Here is a 20,622-nt window from a genome sequence, read left to right as displayed (position 1 = left end):
TCGCGGAACAACTATAATAGTAAATTATATAGTTTTACGTAGAGGAGGTTAAGTGATATGAAAGTGATTGCAATTTCAACACGTGGTGAAGAATATAGATCAGATGCCGGTATAAATAAACGGCGTTTATATACTAATGGTTATTTTTCGGAGATTGCAGCTGAAGTCGGTTTTATTTTATTTCCGGTTTGTTCTGAGATAGGGATTGAGAAGATTGCTTCTATGTGTTGCGGTTTAATAATAGCAGGAAGAGATAGAGATATTCATCCGCGTTATTATGGAGAAGAACCAAAAAAAGGGTTAATTTATCAAGAAGATAATTATGAAGACTCATTAGATTTTAAATTAATAGAGGAATTTTCTAAGAGAAATAAACCGATTTTTGGAATTTGTAGCGGTTTGCAAAGTATAAATGTATATTTTGGTGGAACTCTTATTCAACATATTGATAATCATACTGATAAAATGAAATTAATGAGACATGGTATTGTAGTAAAAAGTGGTTCTTTTATTCATAAAATATGTGGTAATAGAGCAAACGTAAATTCGATCCATCATCAAGGCATCAAAGAAATAGCAAAAGGTTTTAATATTACTGCTGTGGCGGATGATGGTACTATAGAAGCAATTGAAAAAGGAAATTTAATCGGTGTACAATGGCATCCGGAAGTTGATATGGATATAAAAATGTTCGAGCAATTTATATCTTTATGTGAATAAAAATTATTACTAGGTGTACGTAATGAAAGAATATTTGTATGCTTAGTTTTTTATTTTAATACATTGATAAAAAGGCTATTTTATGCTATTATAAAATAGTTAGATTATAAAAAAATGGAGGATTATATGACAACTATTACAAAAGAGCAAGTAGAACATATTGCCCACCTTTCACGTTTGGAAATTCAGGCGAATGAAGTCGATGGAATTATTGAAAAATTGGAACAGGTTGTTGACCTATTTAATGAATTGAATAATGTAGATACTAATAATGTAAAACCTACTTACCATGTACTTGACTTGGTAAATGTTTTTAGAGAAGATACTGCAGAACAAGGAATAAACAGAGAAGACGTATTGAAAAATTCTAAAGAAACGGAAGCAGGACAGTTTAAGGTACCTACAATAATAGAATAATATTAATAAGGAGATAATTTGATGAGTTTAATTCATGAATCAATAGAAAGTTTAGAAACTAAACTAAAAAATAAAGAAATTAAACCGAGTGACTTAGTACAAAGTTCGCTTAAAAGAATTAAAGAAACAGAAGATAAAGTCGGTTCTTTTATTACAATCACGGAAGAATTAGCTGTGGATAAAGCGAAGAAACTGGATAAAATGCAAGAAGCAGGAAATTACAATGGAAAATTATTTGGTATTCCAATGGGAATTAAAGATAATATTATTACCAAAGATATTCAGACAACGTGTGCTTCGAAAATATTAGAAGGTTTTAACCCGATTTATGATGCAACAGTAATGAATAAACTAAATGTAGAAAATCCTATATTAATGGGTAAACTTAATATGGACGAGTTTGCAATGGGGGGATCTACTGAAACGTCGTATTATAAATTAACGCGAAATCCACATGATTTGGAGGCTGTTCCCGGCGGTTCAAGCGGAGGTAGTGCTACTTCTGTTGCAGCGGGACAAGTAAGTTTTTCACTAGGAAGTGATACCGGCGGCTCAGTACGTCAACCGGCCTCATATTGTGGAATTGTAGGTTTGAAACCAACTTATGGACGTGTATCACGTTTTGGTTTAGTAGCATTTGCTTCATCTTTAGATCAAATTGGACCTATGACACGTACTGTAAAAGATAATGCACGCATCTTAGAAATTATTTCGGGGGTTGATGAAAACGATATGACAAGTGCACCCGTAAAAGTTCCGGAATATAGCAAGATTATTACCGGAGATATAAAAGGTAAAAAAATTGCTTTACCAAAAGAATATTTTGGTGAAGGCATTGATGAAGATGTAAAAAAAGCTGTGCTTGATAGTGTAAAATATTTAGAAAGTCAAGGAGCTGTCGTGGAAGAAGTATCATTACCAAATACAGGATATGCCATTTCTACATATTATATTATTGCTTCGGCGGAAGCAAGTTCTAATCTTTCACGTTTTGACGGTATTCGCTACGGATTTAGAAGTCCAAATGCAAAAAATTTAGAAGAAATCTACAAAAAAACAAGAGGTGAAGGTTTTGGAGCAGAAGTTAAACGTCGTATTATGCTAGGAACATACGTATTATCTTCCGGCTATTATGACGCTTATTATAAAAAAGCACAACAAGTTAGAACATTAATTAAACAAGATTTTGATAGAATATTTGAAAAATACGATGTTGTTATCGGCCCGACAGCACCGACAGTGGCATTTAATGTTGGAGAAGAAATTGGGGATCCGGTTACAATGTATGCAAATGATATTTTAACAATTCCGGTAAATATGGCAGGATTACCGGGGTTAAGTATCCCGTGTGGGTTTAAAGGTAAACGTCCAATAGGTATGCAAATAATAGCAAAACCATTTGCCGAATCAACACTGTACGATGTTGCTTATAATTTTGAACAACATTATAACTTACATGATAAAAAAATAGAAATTTAATAGGAGAAGTACGATGCATTTTGAAACAGTAATTGGGCTAGAAGTCCACGTAGAATTAAAAACAAATTCAAAAATATTCTCACCATCTCCGGCACATTTTGGAGCAGAACCGAACACGAATACAAATGTAATCGATTTAGGGTATCCCGGTGTGCTACCGGTTGTTAATAAACGTGCAGTTGAATGGGGAATGAAAGCTGCTATGGCACTTAATATGACAGTGGCAAAAGAATCAAAATTTGATAGAAAAAATTATTTTTATCCGGATAATCCAAAAGCATATCAAATATCTCAGTTTGATCAACCAATTGGAGAACATGGCTGGATAGATATTGAAGTAAATGGAGAAACAAAACGTATTGGCATTACAAGAGCACACCTTGAAGAAGATGCAGGGAAATTAACACATAAAAATGGATATTCACTGGTCGACTTAAATAGACAGGGAACGCCGCTGATAGAAATTGTTTCTGAACCTGACATTAGAACACCGGAAGAGGCATATGCTTATTTAGAAAAATTACGTTCAATTATCCAATATATTGAAGTATCAGATGTAAAAATGGAAGAAGGTTCTATGCGTTGTGATGCAAATATTTCGATAAGACCTTATGGACAAGATAAATTCGGAACAAAAACTGAACTCAAAAATTTAAACTCTTTCACTTTTGTGAGAAAAGGTCTTGAATATGAAGAGAAAAGACAAGAACAGGTAATACTTTCCGGAGGAGAAATTAAGCAAGAAACACGCCGTTTTGATGAAACAACAGGAACAACAAAATTAATGCGTGTTAAAGAAGGATCGGACGATTATCGATATTTTCCGGAGCCGGATATAGTACCTATAATCATTTCAGATGAATGGATGGAAGAAGTAAGAAAAACTATTCCTGAACTTCCGGATGCACGCCGTAAACGTTATCAAGAAAAATTAGGATTACCTGCATATGATGCCCATGTTTTAACACTAACAAAAGAAATGTCAGATATGTTTGAGGAAACTGTAAAACTGGGTGCAGATCCAAAATTGGCCTCAAATTATTTAATGGTTGATGTAAATGCGTACTTAAATAGGGTTCAAAAAGAACTAAAAGAAACATCTCTAACAGCCGAAGGGTTAGCCGGAATGATTAATTTAATTACGGATGGTACAATTTCAAGTAAGATAGCTAAAAAAGTATTTGCTGAATTAATTGAACACGGTGGTGATGCAAAACAAATTGTTAAAGAAAAAGGTTTGGTTCAAGTATCGGATACCGGTAAACTTATGGCTTGGGTAAATGAAGCGTTGGATAATAATCCACAATCAATTGAAGATTACAAAAACGGTCGTGATCGTGCAATAGGTTTCTTAGTAGGACAAATTATGAAAGCATCAAAAGGACAGGCAAATCCGCAAATGATTAACAAAATGCTTTTAGAAGAAATAACAAAGAGATAAAAAGTATAAAAACTGGTACTGTTATAGAATTAAGTATCAGTTTTTATTTATATGAGATAAAGTTATTAAAAGCCAAAGAGTAATCGCTTTCTAAAATTGATTTTTAGCAGTATAATATAGATATAATTATTTTAAAGAGGTGAGATTATGAATGCTACTATAGAGTTATTAAAAAATCACAGAACACATAGGCATTTTATTAAAGGAAAACACATCCCGATAGAAGAACTTACGGCAATTGTGGATAGTGCTCGTCAAGCACCTAGTTGGATGAATGGACAACATTATAGCATTGTTATTGTGAACGATGAAAAAATAAAAACTGAAATTGCTGAAGTTAGTGGTGTTAATAAAAATCATATAGATAATAGTGGAGCATTTTTGATTTTTTATGCTGATTTTAATAATATTAAATTAGCGTGCGAATTGGAAGAGGTTGATTTTAATATAGAAAATAGTTATGAGGCATTAATTACAGCGACGACAGATGCGGCGTTGGCAATGCAAAACGCAGTTGTTGCAGCTGAATCTTTAGGATATGGTACTGTCTGCTGTGGAGGTATACGTTTTGTTAGTAAAAAAATATCAAAAATACTTAATGTTCCGGAAAATTCATTTATGGTATGCGGATTAAGTATCGGTGTTGTAGATACAAAACTTAGTGTAGAAAAAATTAAGCCCCGTTTGCCAAAAAATGCAAATGTAGGATATAACGCATTTCCTACATCAAATAAAGAATTAATTGGTGAATATGTAAATACAATGATAAAATTTGCAGAAGCACGTGAAACTAAAACTTGGACAAAAAAATTTGCAGACTTTTACGGAGCAAAACCGTTAGAGACGGTGACGCAAGAAGTTTTGAAAGAACAAAAATTTATTAAATAATAAAATATAATAGACTACATAATAATATAAAGTTATGTAGTTTATTTTTTTTATTATGGTATATATTTTTAAATAACTAAATTATTTATTAGGTACATAGATTTAAAACAATCTTGGGTGGCTGTTACAAAAAAAAATTATAGTTTTATTAAGTTTATAATACTTTAATAATGTACTTACAGTTTTAAATATGTTATAATAGCTAGGTTATATAAAAATAGGATTATGTAAAGAATGATAAAGGAGAATTAAATGACAACATTTGAAGAATTGGGAGTCAGTAAAGCAACAGTTAATTCATTAACAAATATGAATTTTACAACTCCTACAGGTATTCAAAAAGAAACAATTCCTTATGTTTTTTCAGGAATTGATGTACTTGCCCAAGCACAAACCGGTTCAGGTAAAACAGGAGCTTTTGGAATACCTATAGTGGATATTGTGAGAAAAACGGACGAATTGCAATCTTTAATATTGGCGCCAACAAGAGAACTTGCTCAACAGGTGGGAGAGCAACTTAGATTTATGTCAAAAGACAAAGGGTTGAAAGTTAGTATAATTTTTGGTGGAACCAGTATTGAAAGACAAATACAAGAACTTAAACGTCGACCGCAAATAGTTGTAGGAACACCTGGTAGAATAATAGATCATATCAATAGAAAAACATTAAAATTAGAAAAACTTAATCATTTAGTTTTAGATGAAGCAGATGAAATGCTTAATATGGGATTTATTGATGATGTGAGATATATTTTGTCAAAGATAACAACAAAACATCAAACATTATTATTTTCAGCGACAATGCCTAAAACAATAATGGAATTGTCTAAAGATTTTATGACAGAGTATAAGTTAATAAAAACTATGAGTGATGAAGACTTAAATCCTGATATTACAGAATTTGCAACAATTGCAAGAGAAAACGAAAAACTAGATGCGTTGATAGGTTTTTTAGATGTTCAAAATCCAAACCTAGCAATTATTTTTGGAAGAACGAAACGTCGTGTGGATGAACTATCAAGTGCTTTAATAACAAAAGGTTATTTAGCGGAAGGGTTACATGGTGATATTACTCAATCTAAACGTTTAGAAATATTGCGTAAATTTAAAAATAATTCATTGCAGATTTTAGTAGCTACTGATGTTGCTGCACGTGGAATAGATATTAGTGATGTAACACATGTGTATAATTTTGATATTCCACAAGATGTAGAAAGCTATACTCATAGGATTGGAAGAACCGGAAGAGCCGGGAAATCCGGGGTTGCCATAACATTTTTAAATCCGATAGAAATGCCTTATTTGAGAGATATTGAAAACGATCGTGGGCAACGAATGAAAATGCTGCGTCCTTATACGAACAATGAAGTAAAACGTGCCAGATATAATAGAATGTTTACAGAAGTAGTTTCAGAAATTGATAAAAATCATGTTGAGTTTAACAGCCTTGCCAATAAATTATTAGCAGAGAGTAATGCTGAAAAAATAATAACTATTCTATTAAGTAAAATAATTAACGATAAAAAAGAAGTGGATATTGAGTTATCATTTGAAAAACCGTTACCACGAAAACAAGATAAAAAGAAAAAATATTCTTCAAGAAATAATAACAGAAGATCACGTTCAGATAGAAATAGAAAACCAAAAACTGAGAAGAATTATGATAAAAAATTCTTTGATAAAAAAGGTAGAAGAATGCAAAATAAATAATAAAAATAAAGATTGTAGATGGTGCAGTCTTTATTTTTATTAGGCTTTGGTGTAAAATAATAGTAAAATAGTAAGACATGAAAGGAGAAATTATGAGAGTAGAATTGATTTCTGTAGGGACTGAAATATTACTTGGAGATATAGTAAATACTAATACAGCATATTTATCGAAAGAATTGGCAACACTCGGAATAGATGTTCATCGTCAAACAACAGTAGGGGATAATCGTGATCGTCTATTACAAACATTAAGCACAGCCTTTTGTGAAAATGATACTGTAATTATAACCGGTGGTCTAGGTCCTACTGATGATGACATTACAAAGGAATGTGCCGCCGAATATTTTAATCGGGATTTTTATTTTCATGAATATTCGTGGGCAAAAATATTAGAACGACTTACACGTTCCGGACGAAACTTAATTACCGATAATAATAAGAAACAAGCTATGATACCAAATGGTGCAATAGTATTAGAAAATTTTTGTGGAACAGCCCCGGGAATTATTATTGAAGAAGAGAATAAACGAATTATTTTAATGCCGGGACCCCCACGCGAGATGAAAGATATGTTTAAAAAAAGTGTTCGACCATATTTAGAACGTTTCAGCTCTAAAAAATTTATTTCTAAATATATTCGATTTTACGGAATAGGTGAGTCATTACTGGAAACGAAGATAAAATACTTAATGGATAATCAAACTAATCCAACATTGGCTTTATATGCAAAAACAGGAGAAGTTTTATTACGTGTAACTGCAAGTGATGATACCGTTGAACTATGCGAAAAATTAATTAATGATAAAGTTTTAGAAATTGAAAAAATAGTTGGTGAATATATATATCTAATTGGTGATGATAATATTTCTGAAACACAAACAGAATTGCATAATGTTGTTGCTAATTTATTAATAGAAAATAAATTGACTATCTCTGTGGCAGAATCATTAACAGGTGGACAACTTTCATCTATGCTGGTTGAAAAAGGAGGAATTTCCGTTTCTTTACTGGAAGGTATAGTTTGCTACTCTAACAAATCTAAAATTCATGCTTTAGGAGTTAAGGAAGAAACATTAAATCAATTCGGAGCAGTTAGTGAACAAACCGCTAAAGAAATGGTCATAGGGGTTTCAAGAAGATTAAATAGTGATGTTGCTGTTGCTACTACGGGAATAGCGGGACCTAAGAGTGATGATACGAATAAACCTGTCGGATTGGTTTATATTGCTGTATATTATCAGGGCGAAGTAAAAGTATTTGAAAGGATATTTACCGGTAGTAGAGAATTGATAAGAACAAGGTCAAGTATTGAAGCATTAAATGAAGTGAGAAAAATTATTTTAGAACATATATAAGTTTCAGATAAAGACTTATAGGAAAATTAACAAATTATTTTTAAAAGAGCACTTGAAAATAAAATTTTGTTGTGTTAGAATAAACTTATTAAATAAAAATATGCTTAGGACATGATATATAGAGAGCTTATTTCAGAGAGAGTATGGAGCTGAAAATACTCATGAGTTCTATATGTTACTACCTAAAGTAATGGTATAAGTGCTGTGAGCTTTAATCACAATTAATGAGGAAGTATATTGCTTCAAAATTGGGTGGTACCACGGAATTAGTTCGTCCCTTCTTAGTCTTGGACTAGGAAGGGATTTTTATTTTATACTAAGCAAAGAAAGTTATAAGGAGATACAACAATGGTTAAATTAATTTTTCCGGATGGAAGCGAAAGAGAATATGATAATAAAACACCGCTAGAAATAGCAGAAAGTATTAGTATAAGTTTAAAGAAAAAAGTTATTTCAGCAAAATTAGATGATGAATATATAGAAGTAAATGAACCTATTACGCATAGTGGACATATTAAATTAATCGTTGCAGATGATGAAGATAAAGATAGTTTGTATGTTCTTCGCCATTCAAGTGCTCACGTCCTTGCACAAGCGTTGAGAAGATTATATGGTAAGGATGTACACTTTGGTGTTGGGCCGGCTATTGATGGTGGTTTCTATTATGACTTTGATATCGATTATAAAGTAACGGAGGAAGATTTTAAAAAAATTGAAAAAGAAGCTAAGAAAATTATTAATGAAAACTTAGCGATTGAGGGTCGTAAAGTAAGTCGTGATGAAGCATTGAAGATTTTTAAAGAAGATCCGTATAAAGTTGAATTAATTAATGATTTACCTGAAGATGAAGTAATTACTATATATACTCAAGGTGATTTTATTGATCTTTGCCGTGGAGGTCACGTTAGTTCAACAGCCAAAATAAAAGAATTCAAATTGCTATCAGTGGCAGGGGCATATTGGAGAGGTAACAGTGATAATAAAATGTTACAACGTATTTATGGAACTGCGTACTTTACAAAAAAATATTTAGAACAACATTTAGTAAGACTACAAGAAGCACGTGAACGTGATCACAGAAAATTAGGAAAAGAATTAGGAATTTTTACAACAAGCCAAAAAGTTGGAGCAGGGTTACCGCTATGGTTACCAAACGGAGCAACTATACGACGTACAATCGAACGTTACATTGTAGATAAAGAAGTGGAACTTGGTTATGATCACGTATATACTCCGATTATGGGGTCAAAAGAGTTATATATTACCAGTGGACACTGGGAACATTATCAAGAAGATATGTTTCCACCGATGGAAATGGATCATGAAACAATGGTACTTCGTCCGATGAACTGCCCGCATCACATGATGGTGTATAAAAATGAAAAACATTCATACCGTGAATTGCCGATTCGTATTGCTGAATTGGGGATGATGCACCGTTACGAAGCGAGCGGTGCGGTAAGTGGTTTACAACGTGTTCGTGGTATGACTTTAAATGATGCTCATATTTTTGTTCGTCCGGATCAACTAAAAGATGAGTTTAAATTAACAGTAGGATTAATCGAAGAAGCGTATAAAGATTTAGGTATTAAAAACTTTAGCTACCGTCTATCATATAGAGATCCTGAAAATACAGAAAAATATTTTAATGATGATGAAATGTGGAATAATGCTCAACAAATGCTAAAAGAAACTGCTGATGAACTTGGTTTAGAATATGTTGAAGCAGAAGGAGAAGCTGCATTTTACGGACCAAAACTAGACGTTCAAGTGGAAACTGCAATTGGAAAACAAGAAACATTATCTACTATTCAGTTAGATTTCTTGTTGCCTGAACGTTTCGAACTGGAATATATCGGAGAAGATGGAAAAGCACATCGTCCGGTGGTAATTCATCGTGGAATTGTGTCAACTATGGAACGTATGGTTGCGTTCTTATTAGAAGAATACAAAGGAGATTTACCAACGTGGTTAGCGCCGAATCAAGTACGTATTATACCGGTAAATAATGATTATCACTATGACTATGCAAAAGAAATCATGTTAGAGCTTAAAAAATCCGGTGTTAAAGTTGCTATTGATGATAGAAACGAAAAACTAGGTTATAAAATTCGTGAAGCGGCAAGTAAAAAAATTCCATATACTTTAGTTATAGGAGATAAAGAAGTAGAAAGTAAAGCAGTTAATGTAAGAATTTTCGGTTCTCAAAATCAAAAAGAAGAAAGTTTTGCAGACTTTAAAGAAAATATCTTAAAAGAAATTAACGAGAGATTAATTGAAAAAAACGCATAATAACATAATAGATAATATAAAAAAGATGGAGGGAGAATATATTTCTCCTTTCACAATTATAAGGAGGAAATATATGTTACCGCAATTAACAAAAGAAATACTAAACGGAGAAATTCAAGTAACGATAAAAACAACGCATGGAGATATGATATTTAAACTTTTTAAAAAAGACATACCTAAAACAGTAGAAAACTTTATAATTCATGCTAAAAATGGTTATTATAATGGGATTATTTTCCATCGTATTATTAAAGATTTTATGATTCAAGGTGGAGATCCTACCGGAACAGGAATGGGTGGAGAATCTATCTGGGGAGATAGTTTTGAAGACGAATTTTCTATGGACTATTTCCATTTCTATGGGGCGTTAAGCATGGCAAATGCTGGACTGAATACAAATGGAAGTCAATTTTTTATCGTTCAAAATAATCATTTAGATGCAAGAACATTAGAAGCACTAGAAAGAGGTGGTTGGCCGGAAGAAGCCGTTAAAGGTTATGCTGAACTAGGTGGTACGCCTCACCTAGATCATCGTCATACGGTATTTGGACAATTATTGGAAGGTAAAGAAACATTAGAAAAAATTGCAGCAGTAGAAACCGGGACACAAGATAAGCCGGTTGAAGACGTTGTTATTGTAGGAATTGAAGTGAAATAGAAAAACAAAGACGCAAGGGCTGAGATAACCTTGCGTTTTTGTAATACTTAACGCTATAATATAAAATTTATTTACTAATTGTACTTACAATAAATATTTTAATTAATTTTCTCATCTAATATATTAAAAAGTAAATGTTATCAAAAAAATAATTTAGAAATAAAAAACAATATAATATTCTTAAAATATCATAATAAAAATATCGAATAAAAATATGGAAAGAAAACTTATTAATTAAAATCCTTTTAATATATTTACACATATGGTATAATTATGAAAGTTTGAGTATAAATATATATACTTGTATAAGGAGAAGAAAGATGACACAGCAATCAAAAATAAAACCAATCTTAGATGTTCATGAGAAACCCAAATTAGCCTTATGGATAACGCTCAGTCTACAACATTTGTTCGCAATGTTTGGGGCAACGGTTTTAGTACCTATCCTAACAGGATTACCCGCAAGTACGGCACTTACAACATCGGGTATTGGAACATTAATGTATTTATTTATTACACGTGGAAAAATTCCCGCATATTTAGGTTCATCATTTGCTTTTATTAATCCTATTATAGCGTTATCAACGACACATAATATTGAAACAGCAATGTTGGGTGCATTTTTAGCCAGTTTAGTTTACGGAGTTGTAGCATTATTTATCTATAAATTTGGAGTAGGGTGGTTGCTGAAATTGTTACCACCGGTGGTAGTAGGACCTATTATTATTGTTATCGGTTTAGGAATATCACCTACGGCAGTTAATATGGCAATGTATAAAACAGTAAATGGCACTAAAGTATATGATTTAAAATACTTTTTAGTAGCACTCGCTACACTAATAATTACAATTATTTGTGCAGTAGCATTAAAAGGTTTTGCTAAACAGATACCTGTACTATTAGGTATTGTTTTTGGATATATTGTGGCGGTATTTGCAGGATTGGTAGATTTTCAGCCGGTAATAGATGCACCGTGGTTTAGTTTACCAAAATTTACGGTACCCTTTATTACTTATACACCGGAGTGGAATGTTGCGGAACTTGCAATGGTTCCAATAGCAATAGTAACAATTAATGAACATATAGGACATCAAATGGTATTATCAGAAGTAGTTGGTAAAAACTTTTTAGAAGATCCGGGGTTACACCGTTCAATTTTAGCTGATGGAACGGCTATGATGTTTGCTTCGTTACTAGGTGGTCCGCCAAGTACGACATATGGAGAAAATATTGGAGTATTGGCTATTACAAGAATATTTTCAGTATTTGTTTTAGGTGGAGCTGCGATATTTGCTTTGATTTTAAGCTTTATTGGGAAGTTTTCTGCTTTGATTTCTACTATTCCATCACCGGTAATGGGTGGTGTATCGATACTATTGTTTGGTATTATCGCTTCAAGTGGGTTAAGAATGTTGGTTGATGAAAAAGTAGATTTAAGTATTAACAGAAACTTAGTAATTTCATCAGTAATTATTGTACTGGGTGTTGGTGGTGCAATGTTGAAATTTGAAAGTATTAATTTCGAATTACCGTCTATGGCATTAGCGGCGATTACAGGTGTACTTCTTAATGCGTGTTTACCAAAAAAAGATAAAGAGTAAGTGAAAAAATATATAGGTAAATCATGTTCAAAAAATTTTCGGTAAAGAAGTTTAAAAAGTACTGAAAAAAATTGTAATAGTTAAAGTAGTTATGCTTAAATATAGAGAATAATTATCTGAAAATAAATAAATTGTATTTTGCTGTAATTTTTAAAAAGGATAGCTGGCAACTTATCATAGAATAAGTCGTCAGCTATTTTCTATTTAATAATGATGTTATACATAAAATTCTCCTATTAAATTTTTAAAATTGGTTAATTTTCGTATATTTTTATTGAAAACCCAAAATAGAGTAACACCTAAAATTAAACTGGCAATAATTATAATAATTATATTTTTACTATATTGGGTGCTTAAAATTCCGGAAAAAATTGCACCAAGAGGAGTGAATGTTATAGATAATCCAATCATAGAAGACATAGCAATATCTAATTTATCTTTTTTTACAATACTTTGAATCATAGTTTGGGAGTATGTATTTAATATATCGATTAATATCCACCCAATTAAAAAAAGTAAAAAAATGAGTATCATATTTTTAATAGAATTATTTTCAATTATGCTTAAAATTCCCCAAGAAAGAGAAAATCCTAATGTAAAGAAAATATATAGTGAACCTAGTTTTTGATGTTTTAATTTTTCTAAGTTGGAAAGTAATGCACCTATCAATGTTCCTAATCCAGAAGCACTAAGTAAAATTCCATAGAATATACTGCTTTCAGAAAACTCCGGAAGTAAAGTTAACAAAGAACTCGTAGAGAAATTTATAATTATAATACCTATAAGCAGAGGTTTTAATATCGGAGTGTTCCAAATCTTTATTCCAGAATATAGTTTAGAAAAATAGTTTTCATTCTCCTTAATAAGTGTAGTTTTTTTAGAAATTTTGTTTGATAAAAACATGAACAATATAGCATTTATAATGAACGTAAAACTATTTATAAAGAATGAAGATATGGTTCCTAAGACTGTAATAATAAAGCCTCCTATTGAATTAAACAATGCATCACTACCTTGATAAGCAATAGAAAATAGAGAGTTTGCCTTTATTAGATCTTTTTGTTTAACAATCTTGGGAAGAAGCGAAAGCTGGATAGGATATACAATCTGATTAGCAAGGCTAATAAATGCTATTATAGATATCAAAGTATATATGTAATTTGTTTATAAACATTAAATAAGGTATAAGCAGCAATATAATAGATTGAGAAAGCTGCGAACATATCAAAAATAATTTTATATTAATTTTACTTATTATAGGTGATATAAATATTTGTAATATTGCAGTAAAATAATGTTACTCCGGTATAAAAAGTAGAATTAGTCATTGTATACACTAAAGTTAAGGTTGCTATTGAATAAATGCTATCACCAAAGTTTGTGATAAATCTTCCTAAAAGTAAAAGAGAAAAATCTTTATTTTTAAACATAATATAAACTCCTTTCTGTAATAAATTATAATTTAACGATAAAATTCAATTTAACATCAAAATATAATCTAACGATTATTTTTTTTTGACGGTTTATTTATTATATCAGTATCTTTCTTAGAGAAAAATTTATTTTCGAGCTGCTTTAATTCATACCAAAATTTTTCTTCGTTTTCTTTATCAATATTAAAGTTCAATGAGATATTGTTAAAGAAATCATTAAAAATATTTGGTGCTGGAATAAATGTATGAGTAGTTGGTAAATAGTATTTTTGAATTATTCCGTTGATAGAATCGGTATCAACAACTTCGATAAAATTAAATTCTTCTAATATATTAAGGTGATAATGAATTCTAGTTCTATTTATTTTTAATAGTTTAGCAAGTTGTTGAGAATTTTTTTTCTGTACCAAGAGCGGTAAGAATATTTATTTTCAATGGATCAGAAATTACCTTTAATTTTTCGATATCTGTTATGTAATGTATGTCTTTAATAATAATCACCCCTTTCTTTAATTTTAATTGTAATATACTCTCCTTATATTGTTAATATTTTTTTTTTTTTTTAAAACATTTTTTTGTTGCGGCAATTGAGTAATAAATAAAAGGTTTGACTACCTCTTTTATATCTGTTATAATTTACTAGGTGAAAATGATCTGTAATTAGTTTTACAGTGTAAGAATTAGAAAATTAGTTATAGAAAAATTAAAATTAAGGAGATTAAAATTGAAAAAATTATTTGCACTTTTATTAGGTTTTGCAGGTGTATTCGTATTGTCAGGGTGTTCTCCACAAGATAGAAGTGGTACGTTTTATGATACATTTGTCAAACCTATGGACATAGCCTTAAGCAAAATTCATGAATATACCGGAAGTTGGGGCTGGTCAATCGTAATTATTACTCTTATTATAAGATTATTAGTATTACCATTTATGTTAAATAATTACAAAATACAAAATAAAGCACGTAAAGGGCAAGAGTTGGCACGCCCTGAATTAGAAGTTATTCAAGCAAAACAAAAAGCTGCACGTGAAAAAGAAGCTCGTGCAATTTCTAATGAAGAAAAAATGCAAGCTCGCAGCGAATTGATGGAAATTCAAAAAGAACAGTTTGCCATTATGAAAAAATATGGAGCAAATCCAATGAGTTTAGGTGGATGTTTACCATTATTCATTCCTCTTCCATTCTTAACGGCGTTGTTTTATACATTATCTAATCCGTTGTATTCAGCAGGAATTATTGATTCAACATTTTTGGGTATTTTCAATCTTGGGACACGTTCATACACATTACCTGTAATTGCGTTTATTGTTTACGCTATTCAAACACGCTTATCAATGAAGATGATGCCACAGGTTACTCAACCCGGTCAAGAACAAATGCAACAACAGATGAAACTTATGCAATGGTTAAGCCCGGTAATGATTACAATATTCTCATTCTGGGTAGCCGGAGCGGTTGCGGTGTACTATATTGTGGGGGGACTATTTTTAATATTCCAAACTTATGTAGGACATGCACTATATCCACCATATGTTCCGGAAAAACAAAAGAAACAAACTTTTGATCCTAATAAGGTGACTTTAGTTTCTAATAAGAAAAAACGTAAATAAAATAGAATAGAAAGGTTTAGTAGTAATGCTGCTGAACCTTTTTTAAATCTTGATATTAATTCTAAATTGTAAAAATTATAGAGATAAAATAATAAAGAATGTAGTAAAATTTTGCTTTATGAATTTTTAACTTTACAATTTAGGACTTTAATAAAGTTTTGCATTATCATTTTATATTTTTTATTGACTAGCAGGTATATCTGTGGTAGAATTGTTAATGTTGAGTAGCTCCTAAATAGCTACTACAACCGCACGTGTAAGGTAATTAAGTGAGAAATCCACCTTATATGGCGAGTCTTAGTAAAAAATTTAAGGAGGTGCAGATATGTACGCAGTAATCGAAACAGGTGGAAAACAATTACGTGTTGAAGAAGGTCAAACTATTCTAGTTGAAAAATTAGCAGTAGAAGTTGATTCAACAGTAACTTTCGACAAAGTATTACTAGTAGGTGGGGAAAATGCTAAAATTGGTGCTCCATTAGTAGCGGGTGCAACGGTAACAGCTAAAGTTGTTTCTCAAGGTAAAGGTAAAAAAATAACAGTATTTAAATACAAACCTAAGAAAAACAATCACCGTAAATTAGGTCATCGTCAACCATTCACTAAATTAGTAGTTGAAAAAATTAACGCTTAATTATGATTAAAGTCGAAATAACAAAAGGGGTTAATAACATAAAACAAATCATTGTTGATGGTCATGCAAATTTTGCTGAAGAAGGTTCAGATATTGTTTGTGCGGGTGTTTCAGCGATTATTTTTGGATTGATTAATTCGATTGATGAACTTGATGATGAGGTAGTGTTTGATATTTCAGTTAGTGAAGATGAAACAGGACATTTAACTTATCGTTCATTAAAATCTACAATGACGGAACAACTTCTTTTACAAGCGATGTTGGTATCGCTAAAAACAATTGAAGCAAATTATGCAGATTATATAACTATTGAAACAAGAGAGGTGAATTAGAGATGATGTTAAAATTAAATTTACAATTCTTCGCATCTAAAAAAGGGGTAGGTTCTACTAAAAACGGACGTGATTCTGAATCTAAACGTTTAGGTGCAAAAAGAGCTGACGGTCAGTACGTAACTGCAGGTTCTATATTATACAGACAACGTGGTACAAAAATTTATCCTGGAACTAACGTAGGAAAAGGTGGAGATGATACACTATTTTCACTAGTTGACGGAGTTGTTCGTTTCGAAAGATACGGACGTAGTCGTAAAAAAGTTTCAGTATATCCACAAGCATAATATATATGAAGAGAATTTTTATTTATGGTTAATCTTAAATAAAAGTTCTCTTTTTTATTTTTTCAATTTTTAGAATATATAAAATTTTTAATTTTTACTCAATATAGTCTTTAATATTTCACAAAAATACATTATGAAAACACTTTATTTATGTAATAATATTTTAATACTTTTATTAGTTGTATTTTTAATTTATATATGTTAAACTCTATTTGTGCATTTGACAGTGTACAGATATATTTTCAGGAGGAAAAAAAGTGTCAACATTAGGACAAGAAATTTTATTTTCTTTTTTAGGTGGACTGGGTTTATTTTTATTTAGTATTAAATATATGGGAGATGGTCTACAACTAATAGCAGGGGACAAGATGCGTTATGTGTTAGATAAATATACTTCTAAACCATTGATGGCATTATTCGCCGGGGTGTTAGTTACAGTTCTTATTCAGTCAAGTACCGGAACAATCGTTATTACGGTTAGTTTGGTAGGTGCCGGTTTATTAAAGACAAAACAGGCAATTGCAATTGTAATGGGATCTAATATCGGTACAACATTAACATCATTCATTATAGGTTTTAATGTATCGCATTATTCATTACCGCTTATATTTTTGGGAGCAGCATTTTTATTTTTTACAAGAGCAAAACTCATTAATAATATAGGGCGTGTAATTTTCGGTTTTGGTGGAATATTCTATGCTTTAAAAATGATGTCAACGGCCATGGGACCACTAAAAACTATGGATTGGTTTCAAACGATTTTAACACATATTGATGATAGTGCTTGGGTAGGTGTCGGAGTTGGTACATTGTTAACGGTAATGATTCAATCTTCTGCTGCAACTATCGCTATCCTCCAAAATTTATATGCCGAACATGCACTTAATTTACATGGTGCTATCCCCGTTATTTTTGGTGATAATATAGGGACTGCAATAACAACGGCAGCGTTGGCTATTGTTGGAACTAATATTGCAGCGAAACGTGTAGCAATTTCACATATTATGTTTAATGTAATAGGGACGGTAATATGTTTAATACTTTTAGAGCCGTATATTATGTTTATTGGGTATATGGAAAATCTGCTGGGGTTAGAACCGAAAATGGCAATAGCTTTTGGGCATGGTACATTTAATATATTTAATACCGTTTTACAATTCCCATTCATTTGGCTATTGGTTAAAATTATTACTAAAGCTATTCCCGGTGAAGATGAACAAATTAAATATACTACACAATATCTTGATAAGTCGTTAATAACAAGTGCACCGGCAGTAGCACTTGGTCAAGTGGAAAAAGAATTTGTGGAAATGTTAAAACTATCTAAAAAAAGCTTAAAAAATTCGGTTGAATATTTTATGACACGAGAAGAGCAGTTCAATGAAAAAGCTGAAACATTAGAAGAAGCTATTAATAATTTTGATGAGGAAATGACAGACTACTTAACTTTATTATTTAGAGAAAAACTAGGTCCAAAAGAGGGGTTACACGCGTCAGTTCTTCTAGATGGGACACGTGATATTGAACGTGTTGGCGATCACGCTAGAGATATAGTAGGATCTGTAAACTATCAAATTAAAAAGAAATTAAAATTCTCAGATGATGCGAAAGCAGAAGTTCAAGAAATGTTTGAATTATCAAACGGTATAATTGAAAAAACAATTAAATCATTAGAAGAAAAAAACATTGCAATTGCCGGTGCGGCACTGGCTGCTTGTGGAAATATTTATGAACTTGAGAAAAAAGCTCGTAAAAAGCATACACAGCGTATGAAAGACGGTGAATGCGAAATTCCGGCAGGAGTTGTATATATGGATTTAATTCAGCATTTTACAAGAATTTGTGAACACTCTAGAAATATTTTGGAAAAAGAAATTCAAGGAAATATTTAGATATGACTAATAAACAAAAGATGTATTTTATATTATTTGTAATAATATTATTAATAGTATTAGTTTTATATAAATTATATCAAATTCAAATAAGTTAAAGTAAGAATAACTAAAAAACGAAAGTGAAATTCCACTTTCGTTTTTTAATTATTAATAACTTAATTCAGGTGAAAAGATAAAGTACAGGATAAAAATACTTGCTATATGAAAAAAGAGAACTATATATAATAAAAATTATTCTTTTTTTGGTAAAAAAATATGGAGGCACAAGTCCCATGTTATTATGAGTATTTTCTCTAAGTGTAAATAAAATAGTATTTAATTTATGTAAAAATAATTCAATAACCATAACAAAAGGTTTTTATAAACAGTATAACTGTGTTCAAACACAAAATCAGTTTAATTAAATGGATATAAAAATAGGATTTATTTTACAATAAAACTACAGTATGTTACAATATATTTTGGGGTAGGTTGTTAGTTTGCATTGCTAATATGAGTGTGTTTGTCTTGTCAGGTATGTTATAATATATATCATATTTAAGGTGTAAATTAAATCCTACTTAAAAATACAAAGAAAGGAAGTATTATTCATGAAAAAGAAGATTTTTATATGGATAACGACTGTGCTTTTAATATGTAGCACAATATTGACTACAGTTATAAGCTCAAATACAAATATTGCTAGGGCAGAAGGTGGAAAACAGGGAGAGAATTTAACTACAAGTACAAAAGTACAAAAAAATGCAGTTAAAAAAGAAACTCAAGGCAAGAATACCGAAGCTACAGAAAAAAAAGTTAGCGATAAAGTTGATAATACAGCAAAAACAAATAAAAAAGCTGACAATACTGCGGACTTAGGTGTTAGTGCTAAAGGGACTACAAATATTGTATCAGAGAAAAGAGGTGAAACCGAAAATATCTCTGATAATATAATAAAATCTCTGGCAAGAAATGCTGCAATACATAATGATGTAATTACTAAAATGTATATTAAAAGTTATGATGGAGGGACAATACCTAATAATACGGTCGAAATGTGGAGAACATTTAGGGTATATGCGGAGTTTTCTCTTCCTAATAATAAAGTGAAGAAAGATGATACAACCACAATAAAATTACCTGAACAACTAACATTTGGCGGGAGCGCAATAAAATTTGAAGTAAAAGATGCTGATGGTAATTTAGTAGCAAATGCTGTAATAGATTCTGCTACTAAAACTATTACTTTAACATATACGGATTATCCAGAAAAACACTCAGATGTAAAAGGGGAACTATTCTTCTACGCAAGGGTTGATGAAACTAGGGTTAAAGAAGAAAAAAATATTGATCTTAAATTCACTATAAGTAATGATGTAACAATTTCTGCAGGAACATTACATTATAAAGGTCCTAACCCAAAATATCATTCTATAATAGAAAAAGTTGGGTGGCAAGATAAAGATAATAAGAGTCTTTTTCATTATAGTATAGCCATTAATGAAAGTGAAGAAGATTTGAAGGGGGTAAGGGTTCAAGATAGACTGGATGATAATACTTATGGTGTGAAAATGTTACAAGATACTGTTAGGATATACAAAGTTAAATGGTATTGGGACAATGGACATTGGAAACATAAAGATGATAAAGATGTTACTAATAATTATAAAGCTAAGATAAAATGGGATCCTGACCAAAAAGGTTTTTCTCTTGAATTAGGAGATATTGGGAAAGAGGGCTATTATATAAAATATGATATAAAAGCTGATTATACCCCATCAGATGGAGAAATATTTAAAAATAAAGCTACATTAAAATATAATGGAAAAATTAATACTGATGCAGAATTCACTTTAAACTATTTGGCAGCCGGAGGAAAAGCGGAAGGA

At 30.9% G+C, this 20,622-nt stretch carries 19 protein-coding genes and 1 other annotated feature; of the genes, 16 read left to right on the top strand and 3 right to left on the bottom strand.

The features are described from left to right. Positions 1-57: 57 nt before the first annotated feature. The 10 genes from HMPREF1983_RS01030 to HMPREF1983_RS00985 all read left to right on the top strand — a co-directional run bounded on the left by HMPREF1983_RS01030 (position 58) and on the right by HMPREF1983_RS00985 (position 12,561). Positions 58-720, top strand: a complete 663-nt coding sequence (locus tag HMPREF1983_RS01030) for a gamma-glutamyl-gamma-aminobutyrate hydrolase family protein (RefSeq protein WP_021752420.1) — start codon at positions 58-60, stop codon at positions 718-720. Between the two features lie 126 nt (positions 721-846). After that, entirely contained in the window at positions 847-1,137 is a 291-nt protein-coding gene (gatC, locus tag HMPREF1983_RS01025) for an Asp-tRNA(Asn)/Glu-tRNA(Gln) amidotransferase subunit GatC (protein ID WP_040460753.1), read from the top strand. A gap of 21 nt (positions 1,138-1,158) precedes the next feature. Continuing rightward, positions 1,159-2,616 (top strand): Asp-tRNA(Asn)/Glu-tRNA(Gln) amidotransferase subunit GatA, encoded by a 1,458-nt coding sequence (gatA, locus tag HMPREF1983_RS01020; protein ID WP_021752418.1) that lies wholly within the window; start codon positions 1,159-1,161, stop codon positions 2,614-2,616. A gap of 13 nt (positions 2,617-2,629) precedes the next feature. Then, positions 2,630-4,057, top strand: a complete 1,428-nt coding sequence (gatB, locus tag HMPREF1983_RS01015; RefSeq protein ID WP_021752417.1) for an Asp-tRNA(Asn)/Glu-tRNA(Gln) amidotransferase subunit GatB — start codon at positions 2,630-2,632, stop codon at positions 4,055-4,057. Positions 4,058-4,204: 147 nt separating this feature from the next. Then, positions 4,205-4,945: a nitroreductase family protein gene (locus HMPREF1983_RS01010; RefSeq protein WP_021752416.1), complete on the top strand. Its 741-nt coding sequence runs from the start codon at positions 4,205-4,207 to the stop codon at positions 4,943-4,945. A 252-nt stretch (positions 4,946-5,197) separates the two neighbouring features. Next, on the top strand, positions 5,198-6,655 hold the full coding sequence (locus HMPREF1983_RS01005) for a DEAD/DEAH box helicase (protein ID WP_021752415.1): 1,458 nt from the start codon (positions 5,198-5,200) through the stop codon (positions 6,653-6,655). A gap of 92 nt (positions 6,656-6,747) precedes the next feature. Then, a complete protein-coding gene (locus HMPREF1983_RS01000) occupies positions 6,748-8,010 on the top strand; it encodes a competence/damage-inducible protein A (RefSeq protein ID WP_040460752.1) in 1,263 nt (420 codons plus the stop codon). A 348-nt stretch (positions 8,011-8,358) separates the two neighbouring features. After that, complete coding sequence (gene thrS, locus HMPREF1983_RS00995; RefSeq protein WP_021752413.1) at positions 8,359-10,302, top strand: threonine--tRNA ligase; 1,944 nt, start codon at positions 8,359-8,361, stop codon at positions 10,300-10,302. Between the two features lie 73 nt (positions 10,303-10,375). Beyond that, positions 10,376-10,960 carry a peptidylprolyl isomerase gene (locus tag HMPREF1983_RS00990; RefSeq protein ID WP_040460751.1) on the top strand — a complete coding sequence of 195 codons (585 nt, stop codon included), beginning with the start codon at positions 10,376-10,378 and terminating at the stop codon, positions 10,958-10,960. Between the two features lie 320 nt (positions 10,961-11,280). Further along, a complete protein-coding gene (locus HMPREF1983_RS00985; protein ID WP_021752411.1) occupies positions 11,281-12,561 on the top strand; it encodes a solute carrier family 23 protein in 1,281 nt (426 codons plus the stop codon). Positions 12,562-12,777: 216 nt separating this feature from the next. Here HMPREF1983_RS00985 and HMPREF1983_RS00980 read toward each other — a convergent pair whose 3' ends face one another. The 3 genes from HMPREF1983_RS00980 to HMPREF1983_RS07540 all read right to left on the bottom strand — a co-directional run bounded on the left by HMPREF1983_RS00980 (position 12,778) and on the right by HMPREF1983_RS07540 (position 14,404). Further along, entirely contained in the window at positions 12,778-13,707 is a 930-nt protein-coding gene (locus HMPREF1983_RS00980) for an MFS transporter (protein WP_021752410.1), read from the bottom strand. A 101-nt stretch (positions 13,708-13,808) separates the two neighbouring features. Next, the gene (locus tag HMPREF1983_RS07915; RefSeq protein WP_021752409.1) at positions 13,809-13,991 is read right to left on the bottom strand and encodes a hypothetical protein; all 183 of its coding nucleotides are present in this window, start codon (positions 13,989-13,991) and stop codon (positions 13,809-13,811) included. Positions 13,992-14,059: 68 nt separating this feature from the next. Then, the gene (locus HMPREF1983_RS07540; RefSeq protein ID WP_021752408.1) at positions 14,060-14,404 is read right to left on the bottom strand and encodes an ArsR/SmtB family transcription factor; all 345 of its coding nucleotides are present in this window, start codon (positions 14,402-14,404) and stop codon (positions 14,060-14,062) included. A gap of 314 nt (positions 14,405-14,718) precedes the next feature. Here HMPREF1983_RS07540 and yidC point away from each other — a divergent pair, with 314 nt between their 5' ends. From yidC to HMPREF1983_RS00945, 6 genes are all read left to right on the top strand, one after another. After that, the gene (gene yidC / locus HMPREF1983_RS00970) at positions 14,719-15,606 is read left to right on the top strand and encodes a membrane protein insertase YidC (RefSeq protein WP_021752407.1); all 888 of its coding nucleotides are present in this window, start codon (positions 14,719-14,721) and stop codon (positions 15,604-15,606) included. A gap of 236 nt (positions 15,607-15,842) precedes the next feature. Then, positions 15,843-15,914 (top strand) — a sequence feature (ribosomal protein L21 leader region). A gap of 17 nt (positions 15,915-15,931) precedes the next feature. After that, complete coding sequence (rplU, locus tag HMPREF1983_RS00965; RefSeq protein ID WP_021752406.1) at positions 15,932-16,240, top strand: 50S ribosomal protein L21; 309 nt, start codon at positions 15,932-15,934, stop codon at positions 16,238-16,240. A gap of 2 nt (positions 16,241-16,242) precedes the next feature. After that, positions 16,243-16,572, top strand: coding sequence for a ribosomal-processing cysteine protease Prp (locus tag HMPREF1983_RS00960; RefSeq protein ID WP_021752405.1), 330 nt, complete (start codon positions 16,243-16,245; stop codon positions 16,570-16,572). 5 nt (positions 16,573-16,577) lie between these two features. Continuing rightward, positions 16,578-16,859, top strand: a complete 282-nt coding sequence (gene rpmA / locus HMPREF1983_RS00955; protein WP_027130209.1) for a 50S ribosomal protein L27 — start codon at positions 16,578-16,580, stop codon at positions 16,857-16,859. Positions 16,860-17,116: 257 nt separating this feature from the next. Next, entirely contained in the window at positions 17,117-18,751 is a 1,635-nt protein-coding gene (locus HMPREF1983_RS00950; protein WP_021752403.1) for a Na/Pi cotransporter family protein, read from the top strand. 593 nt (positions 18,752-19,344) lie between these two features. After that, on the top strand, positions 19,345-20,622 hold a 1,278-nt coding region (locus HMPREF1983_RS00945), incomplete at its 3' end, for a collagen-binding protein (RefSeq protein WP_021752402.1).

This window comes from Gemella bergeri ATCC 700627, assembly GCF_000469465.1.
GTDB lineage: Bacteria > Bacillota > Bacilli > Staphylococcales > Gemellaceae > Gemella > Gemella bergeri.
The sequence above is the reverse complement of the archived record's forward strand: the minus strand, read 5'-3'. Positions and strand labels throughout refer to the sequence as shown.

What these genes read in the sequence shown, in the direction of transcription:
- gatA (WP_021752418.1), top strand. Translation starts at nt 1,159, where the DNA reads ATGAGTTTAATTCATGAATCAATAGAAAGTTTAGAAACTAAACTAAAA.
- HMPREF1983_RS07915 (WP_021752409.1), bottom strand. Translation starts at nt 13,991, where the DNA reads ATGTTTAAAAATAAAGATTTTTCTCTTTTACTTTTAGGAAGATTTATC.
- HMPREF1983_RS01000 (WP_040460752.1), top strand. Translation starts at nt 6,748, where the DNA reads ATGAGAGTAGAATTGATTTCTGTAGGGACTGAAATATTACTTGGAGAT.
- thrS (WP_021752413.1), top strand. Translation starts at nt 8,359, where the DNA reads ATGGTTAAATTAATTTTTCCGGATGGAAGCGAAAGAGAATATGATAAT.
- HMPREF1983_RS00960 (WP_021752405.1), top strand. Translation starts at nt 16,243, where the DNA reads ATGATTAAAGTCGAAATAACAAAAGGGGTTAATAACATAAAACAAATC.
- HMPREF1983_RS00985 (WP_021752411.1), top strand. Translation starts at nt 11,281, where the DNA reads ATGACACAGCAATCAAAAATAAAACCAATCTTAGATGTTCATGAGAAA.
- gatC (WP_040460753.1), top strand. Translation starts at nt 847, where the DNA reads ATGACAACTATTACAAAAGAGCAAGTAGAACATATTGCCCACCTTTCA.
- HMPREF1983_RS01005 (WP_021752415.1), top strand. Translation starts at nt 5,198, where the DNA reads ATGACAACATTTGAAGAATTGGGAGTCAGTAAAGCAACAGTTAATTCA.
- HMPREF1983_RS01010 (WP_021752416.1), top strand. Translation starts at nt 4,205, where the DNA reads ATGAATGCTACTATAGAGTTATTAAAAAATCACAGAACACATAGGCAT.
- HMPREF1983_RS00990 (WP_040460751.1), top strand. Translation starts at nt 10,376, where the DNA reads ATGTTACCGCAATTAACAAAAGAAATACTAAACGGAGAAATTCAAGTA.
- HMPREF1983_RS01030 (WP_021752420.1), top strand. Translation starts at nt 58, where the DNA reads ATGAAAGTGATTGCAATTTCAACACGTGGTGAAGAATATAGATCAGAT.
- rplU (WP_021752406.1), top strand. Translation starts at nt 15,932, where the DNA reads ATGTACGCAGTAATCGAAACAGGTGGAAAACAATTACGTGTTGAAGAA.
- gatB (WP_021752417.1), top strand. Translation starts at nt 2,630, where the DNA reads ATGCATTTTGAAACAGTAATTGGGCTAGAAGTCCACGTAGAATTAAAA.
- rpmA (WP_027130209.1), top strand. Translation starts at nt 16,578, where the DNA reads ATGTTAAAATTAAATTTACAATTCTTCGCATCTAAAAAAGGGGTAGGT.